The 18492-nt window shown below is 64.3% G+C and carries 17 protein-coding genes; 10 read left to right on the forward strand and 7 right to left on the reverse strand.

Annotated elements, in window-relative coordinates:
• Positions 1 to 4: 4 nt before the first annotated feature.
• Positions 5 to 616 (reverse strand): NAD(P)H-binding protein, encoded by a 612-nt coding sequence (locus QWJ37_RS05110; RefSeq protein ID WP_227903694.1) that lies wholly within the window; start codon positions 614 to 616, stop codon positions 5 to 7.
• 449 nt (positions 617 to 1065) lie between these two features.
• Here QWJ37_RS05110 and QWJ37_RS05115 point away from each other — a divergent pair, with 449 nt between their 5' ends.
• The 6 genes from QWJ37_RS05115 to QWJ37_RS05140 all read left to right on the forward strand — a co-directional run bounded on the left by QWJ37_RS05115 (position 1066) and on the right by QWJ37_RS05140 (position 9068).
• Complete coding sequence (locus QWJ37_RS05115) at positions 1066 to 2709, forward strand: ABC transporter substrate-binding protein (protein ID WP_227903692.1); 1644 nt, start codon at positions 1066 to 1068, stop codon at positions 2707 to 2709.
• A 132-nt stretch (positions 2710 to 2841) separates the two neighbouring features.
• Positions 2842 to 3768: an ABC transporter permease gene (locus tag QWJ37_RS05120; protein ID WP_227903691.1), complete on the forward strand. Its 927-nt coding sequence runs from the start codon at positions 2842 to 2844 to the stop codon at positions 3766 to 3768.
• Positions 3761 to 4714 carry an ABC transporter permease gene (locus QWJ37_RS05125; protein ID WP_227903690.1) on the forward strand — a complete coding sequence of 318 codons (954 nt, stop codon included), beginning with the start codon at positions 3761 to 3763 and terminating at the stop codon, positions 4712 to 4714. Before QWJ37_RS05120 ends, QWJ37_RS05125 begins: the two co-directional genes overlap by 8 nt.
• Complete coding sequence (locus QWJ37_RS05130) at positions 4711 to 6408, forward strand: ABC transporter ATP-binding protein (RefSeq protein ID WP_227903687.1); 1698 nt, start codon at positions 4711 to 4713, stop codon at positions 6406 to 6408. Before QWJ37_RS05125 ends, QWJ37_RS05130 begins: the two co-directional genes overlap by 4 nt.
• 277 nt (positions 6409 to 6685) lie before the next feature.
• Positions 6686 to 8608 (forward strand): translational GTPase TypA, encoded by a 1923-nt coding sequence (gene typA / locus QWJ37_RS05135; RefSeq protein ID WP_227903685.1) that lies wholly within the window; start codon positions 6686 to 6688, stop codon positions 8606 to 8608.
• Between the two features lie 64 nt (positions 8609 to 8672).
• Complete coding sequence (locus QWJ37_RS05140; RefSeq protein WP_290244476.1) at positions 8673 to 9068, forward strand: hypothetical protein; 396 nt, start codon at positions 8673 to 8675, stop codon at positions 9066 to 9068.
• 113 nt (positions 9069 to 9181) lie between these two features.
• On the opposite strand, the gene QWJ37_RS05145 is transcribed toward QWJ37_RS05140, so the two are convergent.
• The gene (locus QWJ37_RS05145; RefSeq protein ID WP_290244478.1) at positions 9182 to 9421 is read right to left on the reverse strand and encodes a hypothetical protein; all 240 of its coding nucleotides are present in this window, start codon (positions 9419 to 9421) and stop codon (positions 9182 to 9184) included.
• Between the two features lie 142 nt (positions 9422 to 9563).
• Here QWJ37_RS05145 and fdxA point away from each other — a divergent pair, with 142 nt between their 5' ends.
• The 3 genes from fdxA (at position 9564) to QWJ37_RS05160 (ending at position 12532) form a co-directional block, all read left to right on the forward strand.
• Positions 9564 to 9887, forward strand: coding sequence for a ferredoxin (gene fdxA, locus QWJ37_RS05150; protein ID WP_227903680.1), 324 nt, complete (start codon positions 9564 to 9566; stop codon positions 9885 to 9887).
• Positions 9884 to 11041 carry a succinyldiaminopimelate transaminase gene (gene dapC / locus QWJ37_RS05155; RefSeq protein ID WP_227903678.1) on the forward strand — a complete coding sequence of 386 codons (1158 nt, stop codon included), beginning with the start codon at positions 9884 to 9886 and terminating at the stop codon, positions 11039 to 11041. The genes fdxA and dapC overlap by 4 nt, the downstream gene beginning before the upstream one ends.
• A gap of 198 nt (positions 11042 to 11239) precedes the next feature.
• The gene (locus tag QWJ37_RS05160; protein ID WP_227903677.1) at positions 11240 to 12532 is read left to right on the forward strand and encodes a citrate synthase; all 1293 of its coding nucleotides are present in this window, start codon (positions 11240 to 11242) and stop codon (positions 12530 to 12532) included.
• Positions 12533 to 12718: 186 nt separating this feature from the next.
• Here QWJ37_RS05160 and galE read toward each other — a convergent pair whose 3' ends face one another.
• The 3 genes from galE to dapD form a co-directional block, all read right to left on the reverse strand.
• Positions 12719 to 13735: a UDP-glucose 4-epimerase GalE gene (gene galE, locus QWJ37_RS05165; protein WP_290244483.1), complete on the reverse strand. Its 1017-nt coding sequence runs from the start codon at positions 13733 to 13735 to the stop codon at positions 12719 to 12721.
• A gap of 64 nt (positions 13736 to 13799) precedes the next feature.
• A complete protein-coding gene (locus QWJ37_RS05170; RefSeq protein ID WP_290244485.1) occupies positions 13800 to 14669 on the reverse strand; it encodes a hypothetical protein in 870 nt (289 codons plus the stop codon).
• A 24-nt stretch (positions 14670 to 14693) separates the two neighbouring features.
• Positions 14694 to 15677 (reverse strand): 2,3,4,5-tetrahydropyridine-2,6-dicarboxylate N-succinyltransferase, encoded by a 984-nt coding sequence (gene dapD, locus QWJ37_RS05175; protein WP_290244486.1) that lies wholly within the window; start codon positions 15675 to 15677, stop codon positions 14694 to 14696.
• 33 nt (positions 15678 to 15710) lie between these two features.
• Between dapD and dapE the strand changes: the two genes are divergently transcribed.
• Positions 15711 to 16802: a succinyl-diaminopimelate desuccinylase gene (gene dapE / locus QWJ37_RS05180; RefSeq protein ID WP_290244488.1), complete on the forward strand. Its 1092-nt coding sequence runs from the start codon at positions 15711 to 15713 to the stop codon at positions 16800 to 16802.
• Between the two features lie 102 nt (positions 16803 to 16904).
• Here the strand turns inward: dapE and QWJ37_RS05185 are convergent, their stop codons facing one another.
• The gene (locus QWJ37_RS05185; protein ID WP_227903662.1) at positions 16905 to 17786 is read right to left on the reverse strand and encodes an amino acid ABC transporter permease; all 882 of its coding nucleotides are present in this window, start codon (positions 17784 to 17786) and stop codon (positions 16905 to 16907) included.
• The gene (locus QWJ37_RS05190) at positions 17783 to 18460 is read right to left on the reverse strand and encodes an ABC transporter permease subunit (RefSeq protein ID WP_227903660.1); all 678 of its coding nucleotides are present in this window, start codon (positions 18458 to 18460) and stop codon (positions 17783 to 17785) included. The genes QWJ37_RS05185 and QWJ37_RS05190 overlap by 4 nt, the downstream gene beginning before the upstream one ends.
• Positions 18461 to 18492 lie beyond the last annotated feature (32 nt).

Consider the following 18492-nt stretch of genomic DNA (forward strand, 5'->3'; position numbering starts at 1 on the left):
CCTCCTAGCTGCTGACTCCAAAGGCCTTCCCCACGGTGGAGTCATCGGTAAGGGTGTGCAGCATGAACGCAGCGAGGTCCCGGCGCGGGATCGACCCGCCGAGCTGGCCGGCGTCGGTGGTTTCCAGTGCCTTCCACTTACCGGCGGGTTCCTTGTCAGTCAGCCCGGTGGGCCGGATGATGGTCCAGGCCAGCCCCGAATCCTTCACCGCAGCTTCCTGCTCGTTGTGGTCCGCCAGAGCCTTCGCGAGCACCGCTTTCATTACCAGCCGCAACGGCGCGGGCAGCTGGGAACCCGAGTCCCCGGCACCCAGGGAAGACTGCACCAACAGCCGGTTCACGCCCTGTTCCTGCATGGCCGTGATGACAGTCCTGGTGACTTCGGCACGCTGACGGGAAACACCTTTGGCGCCGCCAACGGTGACGACGACGGCGTCCGCCCCGGACACGGCGCGCGCGGCAGCCGCAGGATCGGTGGCATTGCCGGTAAGCACGGTCACGCCGTCTGTGGCCGTCCCGCTTCGGGAGAGGACAGTCACCTCGTGGCCTGCTGTGCGGGCGAGGTCCGCCAACTGTGCGCCAGTGCCCTTTGACCCGCCGATAATCGTGATCTTCACTGAATCCTCTATTCCCGTTGTCGGGCGCGCGGTGCACCTGCGCTGCGATTTTACCGCGGGCCGGACCCCTCACCGGTGCGCACAACCCGCGCACGGTTCCGGGGTGCAGCCCGCACTCTACGGGGTGGGCATTGTGGTTGTGACACCGGTAAAACAGCGGACAAGTGTCACACCAAACAGGCAAATGTGACATGTCATTGCATGTAATCCGCCGCCGGTATGCCAAATTGTTACCAGCCGCTTTGATGCGCTTTAATCCCATGTGGGGAGCGTCTTTCGTTGCCGGCCGATGGTGACAGATGCCCCTGTGTCAGGGCGGCACCCCTACTTTGTTACCGCCGCGAATCAACTTGGGCTTATGCTGTTGGCTTTGTGAGTCGGTTCACCATTTGGCGGAGCCGCAACACCGGCGTAACAACGCCGGAACCGAACAGAACTTAGGAGGCGGAATGCGCGTCACACGCACTTCCAAAATGCTGAGCGTAGCGGCTGTTGCCGCACTCGCGCTGAGCGCCTGCGGTGGAGGATCCGACGAATCGGCCGAAGGCTCCGGTGAAGGCGACAACACCGCAATCATTACTGCCAATGGCACCGAACCGCAGAACCCGCTGATGCCGGTCAACACCAACGAAGTTGGCGGCGGACGCATCATGGACCTTCTCTTCGAGGGCCTGGTCAGCTACGACGCTGACGGCAACACGGTCAACGAGCTGGCCGAGTCCATCGAGACCGAAGATTCCCAGACCTACACCATCAAGGTGAAGGCGGACCAGAAGTTCACCAACGGTGACCCGGTAACCGCCAAGTCCTTTGTGGATGCCTGGAACTTCGGTGCCGCTGCCAAGAACGCCCAGCTGAACTCGTACTTCTTCGAGAGCATCGAAGGCTATGACGAGGTCAGCGCTGAAGGTGCCACGGCAGACACCATGAGCGGCCTGACGGTTGTCGATGACAACACGTTCACCGTCAAGCTGAGCCAGCCGGAGTCTGACTTCCCGCAGCGCCTCGGCTACACGGCCTTCTTCCCGCTGCCTGCTGCAGCCCTCGAGGATCCGGCCGCCTTCGGCGAAAAGCCCGTCGGCAACGGTCCGTACATGCTCGACGGCGACGATGCCTGGCAGCACGAGGTCCAGATTGACCTCGTTGCAAACCCGGATTACACCGGAACCCGTGTCCCGCAGAACGGCGGAGTGACCTTCAAGTTCTACTCCTCCTTCGATGCTGCCTACGCAGACCTGCAGTCGGACAACCTGGACATCCTGGACACCATGCCGAACGCGGCACTGAAGACGTTCAAGACCGATCTGGGTGAGGGCCGCTACTCCGAGAAGGCTTACGCCGGTAACCAGACCATCACCATCCCGGGCTACCTGCCCGAGTTCTCCGGTGAGGCCGGCCAGCTGCGCCGCCAGGCCATCTCCATGGCCATCGACCGGGAAGAGATCACCTCGGTGGTCTTCTCCGGTTCCCGTGAACCGGCCAAGGAATTCACCGCTCCGGTGATCGAGGGCTACAGCGACAGCATCCCCGGTGAAGAGGTGCTGGAGTTCAACCCCGAGAAGGCCAAGGAGCTGTGGGAGCAGGCCGAGAAGATCGAGCCCTGGCCCGCTGACAAGCCCTTCACCATCGGCTACAACGCTGACGCCAACCACAAGGAGTGGGTGGACGCAGTAGCCAACGGCCTGAAGAACAACCTCGGCATCAACGCCGAAGGCAAGCCCTACGCAACGTTCAAGGAACTGCGCGCAGACGCAACTGCCAAGACGCTCGCCGGCGCCATCCGCACCGGCTGGCAGGCAGACTACCCGTCGCTGAACAACTTCCTCGGCCCGCTGTACGGCACCGGGGCAGGCTCCAACGACGGTGACTACTCCAGCGAAGAGTTCGACAACCTCCTGAGCGAAGGCCTCGCGGCTTCCACTCCTGAAGAGGGTGCCGAGATCTTCAACCAGGCACAGGAAGTCCTGCTCAAGGACCTCCCCGTTATCCCGCTGTGGTACCAGGTGGCTCAGTCCGGCTGGAGCAACAACGTGGAGAACGTTGAAACCGGCTGGAACGGCGTCCCGGTCTACTACAACGTCACGGCCAAGTAGCCTCATCTAGACCGACCGATCCGGGGCCCGGCCAGAAGGCCGGGCCCCGGCTTGTATTCGGGTTCTTACCAAGAACAGGTATACAAACATGCGAGACCTAAATCCCCCCCAGCTGGCAGGAGGCCACCCCTAATGGCCGGCTACGTCCTTCGACGTGTACTTCAAATGATCCCCGTATTCTTCGGGGCAACATTCCTTGTCTATTTCCTGGTCTTCTCCCTGCCCGGCGATCCGATTGCCGCCCTGTTCGGTGACAAGCCGGTCAATGAGGCGGTCGCCGCGCAGCTGCGAAGCCAGTACAACCTGGACCAGCCCTTCATCGTGCAGTATCTGCTGTACCTGAAGAACCTGGTGACCTTCGACCTCGGCGTCGACTTCTCCGGACGTGAGGTCTCCGCCGTTTTGGCCCAGGCCTTCCCGGTGACCATCCGCCTCGCCATTCTGGCGCTGATCTTCGAAGCCGTCTTCGGCATTATCTTCGGCCTGATCGCCGGTCTGAAGAAGGGCAAGATCTTCGACAGCACGGTCCTGGTTGTTTCCCTGATCGTCATCGCCATTCCCGTGTTCGTCCTCGGTTTCCTGCTGCAGTTCATCGTGGGCGTCAAGCTCCAATGGACTTCTCCCACCGTCGGCGGCGATGCCGGGTTCACGGACCTGATACTGCCGGCCCTGGTACTGGGCCTGGCGTCCTTCGCCTATGTGCTGCGCCTGACGCGCACTTCCGTGATCGAAAACATGAATGCCGACTATGTCCGTACCGCCACCGCCAAGGGCCTGTCACGGCCGCGCGTGGTTACCGTGCACATTCTGCGCAACTCACTGATCCCCGTTGTGACCTTCCTCGGGGCAGACCTGGGTGCGCTCATGGGCGGCGCCATTGTCACCGAAGGCATCTTCAACGTCCCCGGCGTGGGGCAGCGACTTTACCAGTCCGTCATCAGGGGAGAAGGACCCACGATCGTGTCGATCGTGAGTGTCCTCGTCTTCGTCTACGTCATCGCCAACCTTCTCGTAGACCTCCTGTACGCCTGGCTTGATCCGAGGATCCGTTATGCATAAAGACACCGCAAGCACCGAGCATTATGTGGCACCGCTGGAGGAAACCCCTCTGGCCGAAACCGACAGTGTCAAGGAAGAGACCAAGGCGCTGAGCCTGTGGGGCGAAGCCTGGCGTAACCTGCGCACGCAGCCGCTGTTCATCATTTCGTCCCTGCTGATTCTGCTGATCCTGACCGTGGCCGCGTTCCCGGGCCTGTTCACCAGCGCTTCCCCGGATGAAGGCTGCCTGCTGGCCAACTCCGACGGCGGCCCCGCCGCCGGGCACCCGCTCGGCTACACCTTCCAGGGCTGTGACGTTTACGCCCGGGTTATCTACGGCACACGTGCCTCCGTCCTGGTCGGCCTGCTGACCACCATTGCCGTTGTTGTCATCGGCGGCATCCTGGGTGCGCTGGCCGGTTACTACGGCGGCTGGCTCGACGCGATCCTGGCCCGCCTCGGCGACATCTTCTTCGCACTGCCGCTGATCCTCGGCGCCATCATCATCATGCAGCTGCCGGCTTTCCGGGAGAACCGGACCATCATCACAGTGGTCTTTACGCTGTTGATATTCGGCTGGCCGCAGGTGGCACGTATTACCCGCGGCGCCGTGATCTCCGTCCGCAACGCGGACTTTGTGGTGGCCTCGCGTTCCCTGGGTGTTTCGAAGTTCTCCGCGCTGATGAAGCACGTGATCCCGAACTCCCTCGCCCCGGTGATCGTTATCGCCACCATCTCCCTGGGTACGTTCATCGTTGCCGAGGCAACGCTGTCCTTCCTGGGCATCGGACTGCCGCCCAGCATCATGTCGTGGGGCAATGACATCTCGGCTGCACAGACCTCGTTGCGGTCAAACCCCTCAACGCTGCTGTGGCCCGCCGCCGCACTGTCCATTACCGTGCTGAGCTTCATCATGCTCGGCGACGCGGTCCGTGATGCTCTTGATCCGAAGGCGCGCAAACGATGACCATCAATACCGAAAAGACGGCGGCCGTCCAGCCGCTGCTGGAAATCCGCGACCTTGCGATCAGCTTCTCCACCGCCAACGGCGAGGTTGAAGCTGTCCGGAACGCACATCTGACGGTTATGCCCGGCGAGACCGTGGCCATCGTTGGTGAATCCGGTTCGGGCAAGTCCACCACCGCCCTGGCCGCCATCGGCCTGCTCGCCGGCAACGGCCGGGTCAGCGGGGGACAGATCATCTTTGACGGGGAGGACATCTCCCAAGCCAGCCCCAAGCGGATCCAGGAACTGCGCGGCAGCTCCATCGGCATGGTGCCTCAGGACCCGATGTCCAACCTGAACCCGGTCTGGAAGATCGGTTTCCAGGTCAAGGAAACCCTGCGGGCCAACGGGCTGCCGCACGCCCCGGCGGACATTGCCAAGGTGCTGGAGCAGGCCGGACTTCCGGATGCCGCACGGCGGGCAAAGCAGTACCCGCATGAATTCTCGGGCGGTATGCGTCAGCGTGCCCTCATCGCCATCGGCCTGTCCTGCCGCCCCCGTCTGCTGATTGCTGATGAGCCGACGTCGGCGCTGGACGTGACTGTCCAGCGGCAGATCCTGGACCACCTGGGCACCCTGACCGACGAACTGGGCACCGCCGTGCTGTTGATCACGCACGACCTTGGCCTGGCTGCTGAACGCGCCCAGAAGGTTGTTGTGATGTACAAGGGCCAGGTTGTCGAGTCCGGGCCCGCCCTGGAGATCCTCACCAACCCGAGGCACCCGTACACCCGCAAGCTGGTCGAATCAGCACCGTCCCTGGCCTCCAAGCGGATTGACTCCGCGAAGAGCCTGGGCCTGGAGAGCGCGGACCTGCTGACCTCGGAGGACGAAACGAAGCTGAAGGCAGCGGACAACGTCATTGAGGTCAAGGATCTGACCAAGGTCTTCAAGCTGCGCAGCGGGCTGGGTAAGTCCACGGACTTCACGGCCGTGGACAACGTGTCCTTCAACATCAAGCGCGGCACCACCACCGCCGTCGTGGGTGAGTCCGGTTCGGGCAAGTCCACCGTGGCACGGATGGTCCTGAACCTGGAGACGCCCACCAGCGGTTCCATCCTGTTCAACGGGGTGGACATGACCACGCTGAACTCGAAGCGCCTGTTCGAGTTCCGGCGCCGGGTACAGCCGATCTTCCAGGATCCCTACGGCTCCCTGGACCCGATGTACAACATCTTCCGCACCATTGAAGAGCCGTTGCGGGTGCACAAGATCGGCAACGCGAAGAGCCGCGAGGCCAAGGTGCGTGAGCTCCTGGACCAGGTGGCCCTGCCCTCCTCGGTGATGCGCCGGTTCCCAAACGAGCTCTCCGGCGGTCAGCGCCAGCGCGTCGCTATTGCCCGGGCCCTGGCGCTGGACCCCGAAGTGGTGATCTGTGATGAAGCCGTCTCGGCGCTCGACGTGCTGGTGCAGGCGCAGATCCTGAACCTGCTCGCGGACCTGCAGTCCGAACTGGGGCTGAGCTACCTGTTCATCACCCATGACCTGGCCGTGGTGCGCCAGATCGCGGACTACGTCTGTGTCATGGAAAAGGGCAAGCTGGTGGAAACCGGAAGCACGGACGACGTGTTCGACAATCCGCGCGAGGCCTACACCCAGGCCCTGCTGGCAGCCATTCCCGGGTCGCGGCTCGAACTGCCGCCCGAGGTCGCCTAGCAGCCGGCGGTTCGGCAGAAAGGCGGGGGACCGGTACGGTTCCCCGCCTTCTCTGTGTCCGGCGAAGGGGGCGGTTAAAATCCCGCATTAGGGAAGATATGGTCTTGGGACTAGAATGTTAGCGTGCCCGCTGACGGCGGGGCCTTCGGTGGATTCTGACTGGTGATTGAGCAAGAGATTGAATCAGCATTCGTACAGAACAGCCGGATACGCCGGGACCAAACCCGGCCGATATGAAACACCCCGAACTGATCTCCTATGAATTGAGTCCTCACGCATGTCAGAAACCAACACGGCTGTAAACAGCGCAGTGCGAAGCGATCTCCGCAACGTTGCTATTGTGGCCCACGTTGACCACGGTAAGACGACCCTCGTCGACGCCATGCTGAAGCAGACGAACTCGTTTGCCGCCCACGGAGACGTGGAAGAACGCGTGATGGACTCCGGTGACCTGGAGCGCGAAAAGGGCATCACCATCCTGGCCAAGAACACCACTGTGTTCTACAACGGCCCGGCTGCCAACGGCGAAACCATCACCATCAACGTTATTGACACCCCCGGCCACGCCGACTTCGGCGGCGAGGTCGAGCGCGGCCTGTCCATGGTCGACGGCGTTGTCCTGCTGGTTGACGCCTCGGAAGGCCCGCTGCCCCAGACGCGCTTCGTGCTGCGCAAGGCACTTGCCGCGAAGCTGCCGGTAGTCCTGCTGGTCAACAAGACCGACCGTCCCGATGCCCGGATTGACGAAGTTGTCAGCGAGTCCATGGACCTGCTGCTCGGCCTGGCCTCCGACCTCGCGGACGAAGTTCCGGACCTCGACCTTGACCTGGTCCTGAACGTTCCCGTTGTCTACGCCGCAGCCCGCGTCGGTGCCGCCTCCCTGGAGCAGCCGGCCGACGGCGAAGCCCCCGCGAATGACAACCTGGAACCGCTGTTCCAGACCATTCTGGAGCACATCCCGGCCCCGACCTACGATCCCGAAGGTGTCCTGCAGGCGCACGTCACCAACCTGGACGCATCTCCGTTCCTGGGCCGCCTCGCCCTGCTGCGTATCTTCAACGGCACCCTCCGCAAGGGCCAGCAGGTTGCCTGGGCCCGCCAGGACGGCACCATGAAGACCGTTAAGATCACCGAACTCCTCGCCACCAAGGCACTGGAGCGCGTACCCACCGAATCCGCCGGCCCCGGCGAGATCGTGGCCGTTGCCGGCATCGAGGACATCACCATCGGTGAGACCCTGACCGACGTCGACAACCCCAAGCCGCTGCCGCTGATCACCGTGGATGATCCCGCGATCTCCATGACCATCGGTATCAACACCTCGCCGCTGGCCGGCAAGGTCAAGGGTGCCAAGGTCACCGCCCGCCAGGTCAAGGACCGCCTCGACAAGGAACTGATCGGCAACGTCTCGCTCAAGGTCCTGCCGACCGAGCGTCCGGATGCCTGGGAAGTCCAGGGCCGAGGCGAGCTCGCCCTGGCCATCCTCGTGGAGCAGATGCGCCGCGAAGGCTTCGAGCTGACCGTGGGCAAGCCGCAGGTGGTCACCAAGACCATCGACGGCAAGATCCACGAGCCGATGGAACACATGACCATTGACGTACCCGAGGAATACCTCGGCGCCGTCACCCAGCTGATGGCCGCCCGCAAGGGCCGGATGGTCAACATGGCCAACCACGGCACCGGCTGGGTCCGGATGGAATTCATCGTCCCCGCCCGCGGCCTGATCGGCTTCCGCACACGCTTCCTCACGGAAACCCGCGGTGCCGGTATCTCCGCATCCATCGCCGAAGGCTACGAGCCGTGGGCCGGCCCCATCGAGTACCGCACCAACGGTTCGATGATCGCCGACCGCGCCGGTGTGGTGACCCCGTTCGCCATGATCAACCTGCAGGAACGCGGCTCCTTCTTCGTGGAGCCCACCTCCGAGGTCTACGAAGGCATGATCGTCGGCGAGAACTCCCGCGCCGATGACATGGACGTGAACATCACGAAGGAAAAGAAGCTCACCAACATGCGTGCAGCTTCCTCCGACACCTTCGAGAACCTCACCCCGCCGCGGAAGCTGACCCTGGAAGAATCCCTCGAATTCGCCCGTGAGGACGAATGCGTGGAGGTCACGCCGGAGTCCATCCGTATCCGCAAGCTGATCCTTGACGCCAATGAGCGCGCCAAGGCCTACCGCGCCCGCGCAAAGAACTAGCACCATCTCCACTTCGGCAGATTCCGGCAAGAGGTCCCCGCGCTGGCGGGGGCCTCTTGCCGCTGTGGTTGGCGGCATCCTTGCCGCGGTGCTCGGCACCTCTCTGCATAACCACGTGGTGTATGCGGGAGAGACCGGGCTGCCGGTGGGTGCGCTTCTGGCCGTGGTGTTCAGCTGCGCCGTGGCACTGCTGGTGGGCCTGTGGCGGCGCAACGCCGTCCTCAGTGCCGTCACAGGTGCAGTGACCTATCTGGTGCTGGGCCTGTTCTCCCTCGATCTGCTGAACGAGGCGCCGCTGATTGTCACCGGCGCCAGCGCCGAGGAGCAGCCTCCAGTGGTAACCGCCGGGCTGCTGTGGCTGTTCGGGCAGGCCGTGGCCACCATCGCCGCTGTGCTGATCTGCGCACGGGTGCTGGGCAGGGACCGCAATGCCGGGCGCCCGCCCGTGACAGGGCCCTGACAGGCAAAAATCCCATGTATCGGCAAAGGCCGCTGGAAGATATCTTCCGGCGGCCTTTGGCATTATCCGGCCGGCACATCTGCCGGACGGGCACTTCCGCCAGAAGAGGGTGCTCAGGCGGGGAATTTCCGTTCCCTGCGAGGCGGGGCCGGAGGAACCGGTTTGGCAGCCGTTATAAGCGGATAGGGGATCAGTACGTCGCCGCGCCGGGTGGAGACGGTGCAGTCGCCGCTGCCGGCCCGGAGCAGGACGCCCAGGGCGTCCGTGAAGCCGCCCTCGATCCGGTAGCGCACCACCACGCGCTCACCGGGTGCCAGCCGCTGCAGGAGATCGGTGGGGTGCTCGGGGTTCATTCCTCCATCCTACGTCCGGGTCCGGATGCAGCCGGGGCGTCCCGACTGGGAGATAATGGTTTCGGCTACTAACGTGGAACCAACACCCCAAGCGAACCCCCGCCGGAACGGCGGCGGTCCGCAGATCAGGAAGGCAAGGGACGTGACGTACGTAATTGCGCAGCCGTGCGTGGATGTAAAAGACAAGGCATGTATCGAAGAATGCCCCGTGGACTGCATCTACGAAGGCGAACGCTCCCTCTACATCCACCCGGACGAATGCGTTGACTGCGGTGCGTGCGAACCCGTCTGCCCGGTTGAGGCCATCTACTACGAGGATGACACTCCCGAGGAATGGGCCGACTACTACAAGGCCAACGTCGAGTTCTTTGATGACCTGGGCTCTCCGGGCGGTGCCGCCAAGGTCGGCAACACGCACAAGGACCACCCCATCATCGCTGCACTCCCTCCGCAGAACCAGGCATGAGCCCGGCCGTTTCCCGGGCCTTCGGCCTGAACCTGCCGGAGTACCCCTGGGACGCCATGGCGCCGTACCAGCGCCGCGCCTCGGAGCATCCCGGGGGCGCCGTAAATCTCTCCATCGGCACGCCGGTGGATCCCACACCACAAATCGTCCGTGATGCCCTCACAGAGGCGGCAGACGCCCCCGGGTACCCCACCACCCATGGGACCGCCGACCTGCGGGAAGCGGTGTCGGAATGGTTTGCCCGGCGCCGCGGTGTGCCCGGGCTTGATCCTGCGGCAATCCTGCCCACGGTCGGGTCCAAGGAACTGGTGGCTTGGCTGCCGCTGCTGCTCGGACTGGGGGAGGGCGACGTCGTCGTCCGCCCCGTGGTTGCCTACCCCACCTATGACATGGGAGCGGTTTTTGCCGGCGCGACGGCGGTGGCCGCAGACAGCCTCGATGACCTCGATGAGCAGACGCGTGCCCGGGTCCGGCTGGTCTGGGTCAATTCGCCGGGCAACCCCACCGGAATTGTCCGCTCAGCGGAGTCGCTGGCTGCCTTGGTGGAACAGGCCCGCGGGGTAGGGGCTGTGGTGGCCTCCGACGAATGCTACGCAGAACTCGGCTGGGGCCGCTGGGACCCGTCCGGGGACGGGGAACCCGTGCCCAGCATCCTTGATCCGCGCGTGAGCGGCGGAAGCCATGAATCCCTGCTGGCGGTGTACTCGCTCAGCAAGCAGTCCAACATGGCCGGCTACCGGGCTGCCTTCACCGCCGGAGACCCGGCGATCATCGCGAACCTGGTCAACAGCCGCAAGCATGCGGGCATGATTGTTCCCGCCCCGGTGCAGGCTGCCATGGCCGCGGCCCTGCGCGATGATACGCATGTGGCCGCCCAGAAGGAGCTGTACCGTGCCAGGCGGGACCTGCTGGTGCCGGCGCTTGAATCCTTCGGGCTCACCATTGAACACTCCGAGGCCGGACTCTACCTCTGGGCGTCAGCGGGTGAAGACACCTGGGCCACCGTAGGCCGGTTCGCCGAGCTGGGCATAGTAGTAGGCCCCGGTGTGTTCTACGGAGACGCCGGCGCAGGCTTCGTCCGGGTTGCCCTGACCGGCACGGATGACGATGTCCGCTCAGCAGCGCAGCGGCTGGAAGCGGCGTCACAGCAGTAACGCGGCACGGAAAAAGGCCGGGGCCTGCACCGGACGGGCCCCTGTCCATGTTGCGCTTGTACAACAGTGCCTGCACCGATTAGTGGTAAGGGCACTGAAACCGGTAGCGTTTTAGCGAAATAGTTTAGCGGAATGCACTATGTCAGTCGGAAGCGGATGTACATAGCGGCGGTTTCGAAAACTCCTAAAGGAGACTTAATGACTGAGCAACCCAGTGCCAAGCTTCAGTACGGCCCAAAACCGGAAGATGAGCTTGAGCTGCCCCGTGTTGCCGCAGCGGAAGGAAACGACGGATTCGACGTTTCCAAGCTGCTGAAGCAGACCGGCACCGTCACTTTTGACCCCGGCTTTATGAACACGGCGGCCACCACGTCCGCGATCACCTACATTGATGGTGACCAGGGCATCCTGCGGTACCGCGGTTACCCGATTGAGCAGCTGGCCAAGCACTCGAGTTTCCTCGAGACCTCCTACCTGCTGATCTACGGGGAACTGCCGACCCCCACCGAGCTGGAAAACTTTGACCAGCGGATCCGCCGCCACACCCTGCTGCACGAAGACCTCAAGGGCTTCTTCGGCGGCTTCCCGCGCGACGCCCACCCGATGCCGGTGCTGTCCTCGGCGGTGAGCGCGCTGTCCACGTTCTACCAGGATTCCCTGGACCCGTTCGACGAAGAACAGGTGGAACTCTCCACGGTGCGCCTGATGGCGAAGCTCCCGGTGATTGCCGCCTACGCACACAAGAAGTCCATCGGCCAGCCGATGCTCTACCCGGACAACTCCATGAACCTGGTGGAGAACTTCATGCGGCTTTCCTTCGGCCTGCCGGCCGAGCCGTACGAAATCGATCCGGACCTGGTGAAGGCGCTGGACCTGCTCCTGATCCTGCACGCGGACCACGAGCAGAACTGCTCCACCTCCACCGTCCGTCTGGTCGGAAGCTCCAACGCGAACATGTTTGCCTCCGTCTCGGCCGGCATCAGTGCACTCTTCGGCCCGCTGCACGGCGGCGCCAACGAGGCCGTGCTGAACATGCTGCGCGACATCCAGGGCACCGGTATGGCCCCGGAGACCTTCATGGAAAAGGTCAAGAACAAGGAAGACGGCGTGAAGCTTATGGGCTTCGGGCACCGCGTCTACAAGAACTACGATCCGCGGGCCAAGATCGTCAAGGCCACGGCCCACGAAATCCTGTCAAAGCTCGGCGGCAATGACGAGCTGCTGGATATCGCCATGCGCCTGGAAGAGAAGGCCCTGGCCGATGATTACTTCATCGAGCGCAAGCTGTACCCGAACGTGGACTTCTACACCGGCCTGATCTACAAGGCCATGGGTTTCCCGGAGAAGATGTTCACCGTCCTCTTCGCCATTGGCCGCCTCCCGGGTTGGATTGCCCAGTGGCGCGAGATGATGCAGGATCCGCAGACGAAGATCGGCCGTCCGCGTCAGCTGTACACGGGTGCTCCGGAGCGTAACTACCCGCAGCGCTAACGGTTCCGCCGGTCCCGGCCTCCGGGCACGGCAGGAATGCGAACAACATAAAAGGGAAGGTCCCCGGAAAATTCCGGGGACCTTCCCTTTTATGTTGCCTTTATCTGTCTGCCTATCTGCGCTCCTGCTTGCCGGCGGGCGTTCGCGCAGGCTGGAACCCGCTCCAACGCCCGCCGGCGGGGGCGGCTAGGATCCGGCGTAACCCTCGGGGTTGTTCTTCTGCCAGCGCCAGTGGTCCTCGCACATTTGGGCCAGTGAACGCTCGGCGCGCCAGCCAAGGTCCCGGTGCGCGGCGGAGGGGTCGGCGTAGCTGACGGCGGCGTCGCCGGGCCGTCGGTCGGTGAATTCGTAGGGGATATCCTTGCCCGCAGCTTCCGAAAAAGCGGTCAGCACCTCCAGGACCGAGGAACCGTTGCCGGTGCCCAGGTTCCAGCGGAAGACACCCGCGTTTCCACGGAGGTAGTCCAGGGCGGCGAGGTGCCCGGCGGCCAGGTCCACCACGTGGATGTAGTCACGCACACCGGTGCCATCCGGGGTGGGGTAGTCGTTGCCGAAGACCAGCACCTTTTCGCGGCGTCCCACGGCAACCTGGGCCACAAACGGCAGCAGGTTGTTGGGGATGCCGGTGGGGTCTTCACCGATACGGCCCGATTCATGGGCTCCGGCCGGATTGAAGTAGCGCAGCAGCGCAATGTTCCAGCGCCCGTCCGCGGCACCGAGGTCGCTGAGGATATCCTCGATCTGCTCCTTGGTCCGGCCGTACGGGTTCACCGCGTCCAGTGGAGCATCCTCGGTGAGGGGCACCTCTTCGGAGGCGCCGTAGACCGTGGCGGAGGAGGAGAAGACCAGGGTCCGCACGTTGTGCCGGTCCATTGCCTCAAGCAGGTTGATGGTTCCCACTACGTTGTTGTGGTAGTAAAACAGGGGCTTCGCCACCGATTCGCCCACGGCCTTGAGCCCGGCGAAGTGGATGACAGCGTCAATGCTGCCGCCTTCGAATACTTCCTCGAGGGCCGCTGTGTCCAGCAGATCGGCGCGGACAAATTCGGCCTTCCGGCCGGTCAGTTCCTGAACACGGCGCAGGGATTCTTCGCTGGAATTCATGAGGTTGTCCAGCACCACCACATCGTGGCCGGCTTCAAGCAGGGCGAGGGTGGTGTGGGATCCGATATAACCGGTGCCACCGGTGACTAGAATGCGCATGGTCCTAAGCCTAAACGCTCCGCGTCGGGGATGCGCTGTCGTTACTGGGCCCCAGTACCGGGTTTTACTCCTCCGGTGGGCTGAAAACGGTTACGGCTACCTGCCCGGCGGCGGCGGGGGATTCCTCCCAGACGGCCGTCCCCACATGCCAGGTCCGCCCCTCATAGGCTACCGATTCAATGCCCAGGGCCTTGGCATTGGCCACGAACCAGGAGGCCACCGACCAGCCGTAGGTTCCACTGACGTCGGCCAGGTACAGCGGGCCGAGCACCGTGCCGCCCAGCGGTCCGTAGATCGCCTCGACAGCCGAGGCGCCGGCCGCAGGGTCGGAGGCGGTCACCGGCGCCCGCAGGGTGCAGGACAGTGCAGCGGGGGTCTGCCCGGTCAGCGCGGAGGCAAAGGCGCGTGCCGGGCCTTCGTGCTTGGCGTAGGCGTCAGGGAAGGCGCTGCGCTGCACGGCCTGCGCCGCCACGGTGATGGGCAGGTCAAGATACCCCGGGACCTGCTCCAGCCCGTTGTAGAAGGCGTTGGCGGCGTATACCGGGTCCATCACCTGTTCCTCGCTGCCCCATCCCTGGGACGGGCGTTGCTGGAACAGCCCGCGGGAATCCGGACCGGCGTCGTCGCCGTAGTTCACGTTGCGCAGTCCGGATTCCTGCAGGGCCGTCGCCAGGGCAATGGAGACGGCCCGCGGGGGCAGGCCGCGGGCAACGCCCACGCCGGAGATGATGGAGGCATTGGTGGCCTGTTCCAGCGTCAGGGAGTATTCCGCGCCGCCCACAGCCGCCACACAGCGTTCAGAGATCACCGGCGTCTGCTTCTTTCCCGAGAGGGCGGACACCGCGAACAGCACCGCGAAGGCCAGCACGCAGAGCACCAGCAGCAGGACCAGCAGCCGAAAGCTGCGGGTCTCCTGCTGCCGGAGCAATATCATGCCGTCGAAGCGTGTGCCGGGGTATCAGTTGGCGTGCAGTGCGGAGTTCAGTTCCACAGTGCGTCCGTTGCGGGGCAGCGCCTCCACGGCGCCCGTAGCGGAGTTGCGCCGGAACAGCAGGTTCGGCACACCAGAAAGCTCGGAGGCCTTCACCACCCGTGCCTCACCGCCGTCAGCAGAGGCAACACTGACGCGGGTTCCGGCGGTAACGTACAGGCCGGCCTCCACCACGCTGTCATCGCCGATACTGATACCGACACCGGAATTGGCGCCCAGCAGCACGCGTTCGCCCAAGGTGATCTTTTCCTTGCCGCCGCCGGAGAGTGTGCCCATGATCGAGGCGCCGCCGCCGACGTCGGTCCCGTCGCCAACCACGACGCCTGCGGAGATGCGCCCCTCCACCATGGAGGTGCCCAGCGTCCCGGCGTTGAAGTTCACGAACCCTTCGTGCATCACGGTGGTGCCCTCGGCCAGGTGGGCGCCCAGGCGGACCCGCCCGGCGTCGGCAATGCGGACGCCGGAGGGCAGCACATAGTCGGTCATGCGGGGGAACTTGTCCACCCCGTACACGGTGACGGGGCCGCGGCTGCGCAGCCGCAGGCGGACGGCCTCGAAGTCAGCCACGGCGCACGGGCCGTGGTTGGTCCAGACAACGTTGGGCAGGGAAGCGAAGATGCCGTCCAGGTTGATGCTGTTCGGTGCGGCCAGGCGGGTGGAAAGCAGATGCAGCCGGAGGTAGGCGTCGGCCGTGTCCGCGGGGGCGGCGTCGAGGTCGATCCGGGTTTCCAGCACTTCTCCGTGCGTGCCGCGGATGCCGTCGGCCATGGCTTCGGCAGCGGCGTCGAGGTCGCTGCGCAGTGCGGCGTCAGCCTCGGCGGTGCCCAGAACGGGGCGGGGGAACCAGACATCGAGCACCGCGCCGTCGGAAGTGACGGTAGCCAGGCCAAGGCCCGAGGCAGTGCGGCTGTCTGTGGTTTCGGCGGGGGTGGGGGCAGAGCTTGAAGTCATGGGCTCCAGTCTACCGAGCGGTACTGTGGGACGGTGACTGATACAGCTGTGCCTTCCCTGAACCTTACCGACGACGTAGCGGAACTTACGGCCGCACTCATGGCTATCGAGAGCGTCTCCGGCAACGAGAAGACCATTGCCGACGCCGTGGAAAACGCGCTGCGCGCCTACCCGCACCTGGAGGTGTCCCGGGACGGGGACTCCGTGGTGGCCCGGACCAACCTCGGACGGACCGAGCGGGTCATCCTGGCCGGGCACCTGGATACCGTGCCGCTGCCCACTGTCCCCGGCTCGCGGGGAACCGTGCCGCCGTCCTGGGACGGGGACGTCCTGTACGGCCGCGGCGCAACGGATATGAAGGGCGGGGTGGCGGTCCAGCTGGCACTGGCAGCCACGCTCACCGATCCCACCCGGGACGTCACCTACATCTTCTATGACCACGAGGAAGTGGATGCGTCCCTCAGCGGTCTCGGACGCCTGGCCGAGTCCCACGCCGAGTGGCTCAGGGCGGATTTCGCGATCCTGCTGGAGCCCACCAACGGGACCGTGGAGGGCGGTTGCAACGGCACCATGCGCTTCCACGCCACCACTACCGGCAGGGCGGCACACTCCGCCCGTGCCTGGATGGGGGAGAACGCCATCCACGCCGCCGCTGAAATCCTGGTGCGGCTGCGCGACCACTCACCCGCCACCGTATCGGTGGAGGGACTCGATTACCGGGAATCGCTCAACGCGGTAAAGGTATGGGGCGGAACAGCAGGCAACGTCATCCCCGATGCCGCCACGGTGGAAATCAACTACCGCTTCGCCCCGGATAAGAGCGTCGCGGAGGCCGAAGCCTATGTCCGGAACCTGCTGGCCGGATTCGACGTGGTCCGCACCGATGCCGCCGCCGGCGCCCGCCCTGGCCTGACCCTCCCGGCAGCAGCGAGTTTCGTCGCCGCCGTGGGCGCAGAGCCGAAGCCCAAGTACGGATGGACCGACGTCGCCCGGTTCAGCGCGCTGGGAATTCCCGCGGTGAACTTCGGGCCGGGGGATGCGCTGCTGGCCCACACGGACAACGAACATGTGGACGCCGCCGCCATCCGCACGTGCCTGGCGTCGCTGCGCACCTGGCTGAGCTGAGCCTGCCCGTCCGGGACGGGACGAGGCTCAAACAGGACGCACAAAAGGGGAGGACAGGCGTACGCCTGTCCTCCCCTTTTCGTGTCGTTCCGGGTCCGTCGGCTATTTCACCGGAGCGGGAGCCTCGACTCCTTCGGGTTCGATGGTGTCTTCGATCTTGAGCAGCTTCCCGGCCCGGGCACCAAGACGCCGGGAGAGGCGCTGCGCCGCGAACGTGAGCAGGAAGTTCAGCAGGATGAAGATCGCCGCCGTGACCAGCAGTGCCGGCAGGATATTGCCTTCGCCGGATGCCAGGCGGCGGGCATATTCGAGGAGCTCGGTGTAGCCGATGAAGGTACCCAGTGCCGAGTCCTTCAGGATCACCACAAACTGGCTCAGCAGTGCAGGGAGCATGGCCACCAGCGCCTGCGGCATTTCGATGGAGCGCAGTGACTGTCCCGGGGTGAGGCCAATGGCCAGGCCGGCCTCACGCTGGCCCTTGGGGAGGCCGAACACGCCGGAGCGCACCAGTTCGGCAATGACCGAACCGTTGTACAGGGTCAGGGCAATGACCACGGCCCAGAACGGCACCTGTGCCGGATCCACCGACGTGGACTTCGAGAGGAACTGGTAGAAAAACACCATCATCAGCAGCACCGGTACGGCGCGGAAGAATTCCACCACGATCCCGCAGGCCCAGCTGATCGGCTTGAAGGTGGAAAGCCGGCCGATGCCGAAGAGCAGGCCGAAGGCAATGGAGGCGACGACGGCGACGGCGGCAGCCTTCAGAGTCGAAAGCAGGCCCGGCAGGAGGTAATACTGCCAGGTGCCCCATTCCAGGAACGGCGTCCACTTGGCGGCCTCGAACTGGCCCTTTTCCGCCAACCCGGATCCTGCCACCCAGAGCAGCCCCAGGACCAGCAGGATGCCCAGGATATTGGCGATTCGGATGTTCCGGCGTGCCTTGGGTCCCGGAGCATCAAACAGGACGTTCTGTGCGCTCATCGTGCGACCGCCAGTTTCTTCGAGGCCCAGGTGGTGAGCAGGCCGATGGGGATGACAATGATGACGTAGCCGATGGCAAAGGTCAGGAAGATCTGCGTCATCAGGTTGGGGTAGAACTCAATCATTGTTTTCATCGTGCTGGAGGTTTCCACGGCAACGCCGGCCGTGGCAGCCACGGTGGTGTTTTTCACCAGGGCAATCAGCACGTTGCCCATCGGGGCAATGGCGCCGCGGAAGGCCTGCGGCATGATGATAATCCGTGCGGCGGGCAGGAAGCCCAGGCCGATGGCCCGGGCGGCTTCCGCCTGGCCCAGCGGAACCGTGTTGACGCCGCTGCGGATGGCTTCACAGAAAAAGGCCGCGTGGTAGACCGTCAGGGACAGGACCGCCAGGCGGAAGAAGTTGGTGGTGAAGTCCGAGGACAGGCTGACATTCAGCTGCGACCACAGGGCGAGCGAACCGAACACCATGATGATGGTCAGCGGGGTGTTCCGGAAGATATTCACGTAGGCAGCACCGAACCACTGCAGGCTGGGGATCGGGGAGATCCGCATCATTGCGAGGACGGTGCCCAGAATCAGCGACCAGAGAGCCGCCCAGAACGCGAGCTGGATGTTAACCCAGAAAGCGCCGACGACGTCGTACTGCTCGAAGAGGGCAGTAAAACCCTCCATGTTTCACCTCTTTATGGTGGACGAAGCCCGGG

It is taken from the genome of Arthrobacter sp. YD2 (genome assembly GCF_030410475.1).
Classification (GTDB): Bacteria; Actinomycetota; Actinomycetes; order Actinomycetales; family Micrococcaceae; genus Arthrobacter_B; species Arthrobacter_B zhangbolii.

Excerpts from the sequence above, each read along its gene's own strand:
- QWJ37_RS05120 (WP_227903691.1), top strand. The coding sequence starts at position 2,842 with ATGGCCGGCTACGTCCTTCGACGTGTACTTCAAATGATCCCCGTATTC.
- QWJ37_RS05190 (WP_227903660.1), bottom strand. The coding sequence starts at position 18,460 with ATGGAGGGTTTTACTGCCCTCTTCGAGCAGTACGACGTCGTCGGCGCT.
- typA (WP_227903685.1), top strand. The coding sequence starts at position 6,686 with ATGTCAGAAACCAACACGGCTGTAAACAGCGCAGTGCGAAGCGATCTC.
- QWJ37_RS05170 (WP_290244485.1), bottom strand. The coding sequence starts at position 14,669 with ATGATATTGCTCCGGCAGCAGGAGACCCGCAGCTTTCGGCTGCTGGTC.
- QWJ37_RS05145 (WP_290244478.1), bottom strand. The coding sequence starts at position 9,421 with ATGAACCCCGAGCACCCCACCGATCTCCTGCAGCGGCTGGCACCCGGT.
- QWJ37_RS05160 (WP_227903677.1), top strand. The coding sequence starts at position 11,240 with ATGACTGAGCAACCCAGTGCCAAGCTTCAGTACGGCCCAAAACCGGAA.
- dapD (WP_290244486.1), bottom strand. The coding sequence starts at position 15,677 with ATGACTTCAAGCTCTGCCCCCACCCCCGCCGAAACCACAGACAGCCGC.
- dapC (WP_227903678.1), top strand. The coding sequence starts at position 9,884 with ATGAGCCCGGCCGTTTCCCGGGCCTTCGGCCTGAACCTGCCGGAGTAC.
- QWJ37_RS05185 (WP_227903662.1), bottom strand. The coding sequence starts at position 17,786 with ATGAGCGCACAGAACGTCCTGTTTGATGCTCCGGGACCCAAGGCACGC.
- galE (WP_290244483.1), bottom strand. The coding sequence starts at position 13,735 with ATGCGCATTCTAGTCACCGGTGGCACCGGTTATATCGGATCCCACACC.
- QWJ37_RS05130 (WP_227903687.1), top strand. The coding sequence starts at position 4,711 with ATGACCATCAATACCGAAAAGACGGCGGCCGTCCAGCCGCTGCTGGAA.
- QWJ37_RS05125 (WP_227903690.1), top strand. The coding sequence starts at position 3,761 with ATGCATAAAGACACCGCAAGCACCGAGCATTATGTGGCACCGCTGGAG.
- QWJ37_RS05115 (WP_227903692.1), top strand. The coding sequence starts at position 1,066 with ATGCGCGTCACACGCACTTCCAAAATGCTGAGCGTAGCGGCTGTTGCC.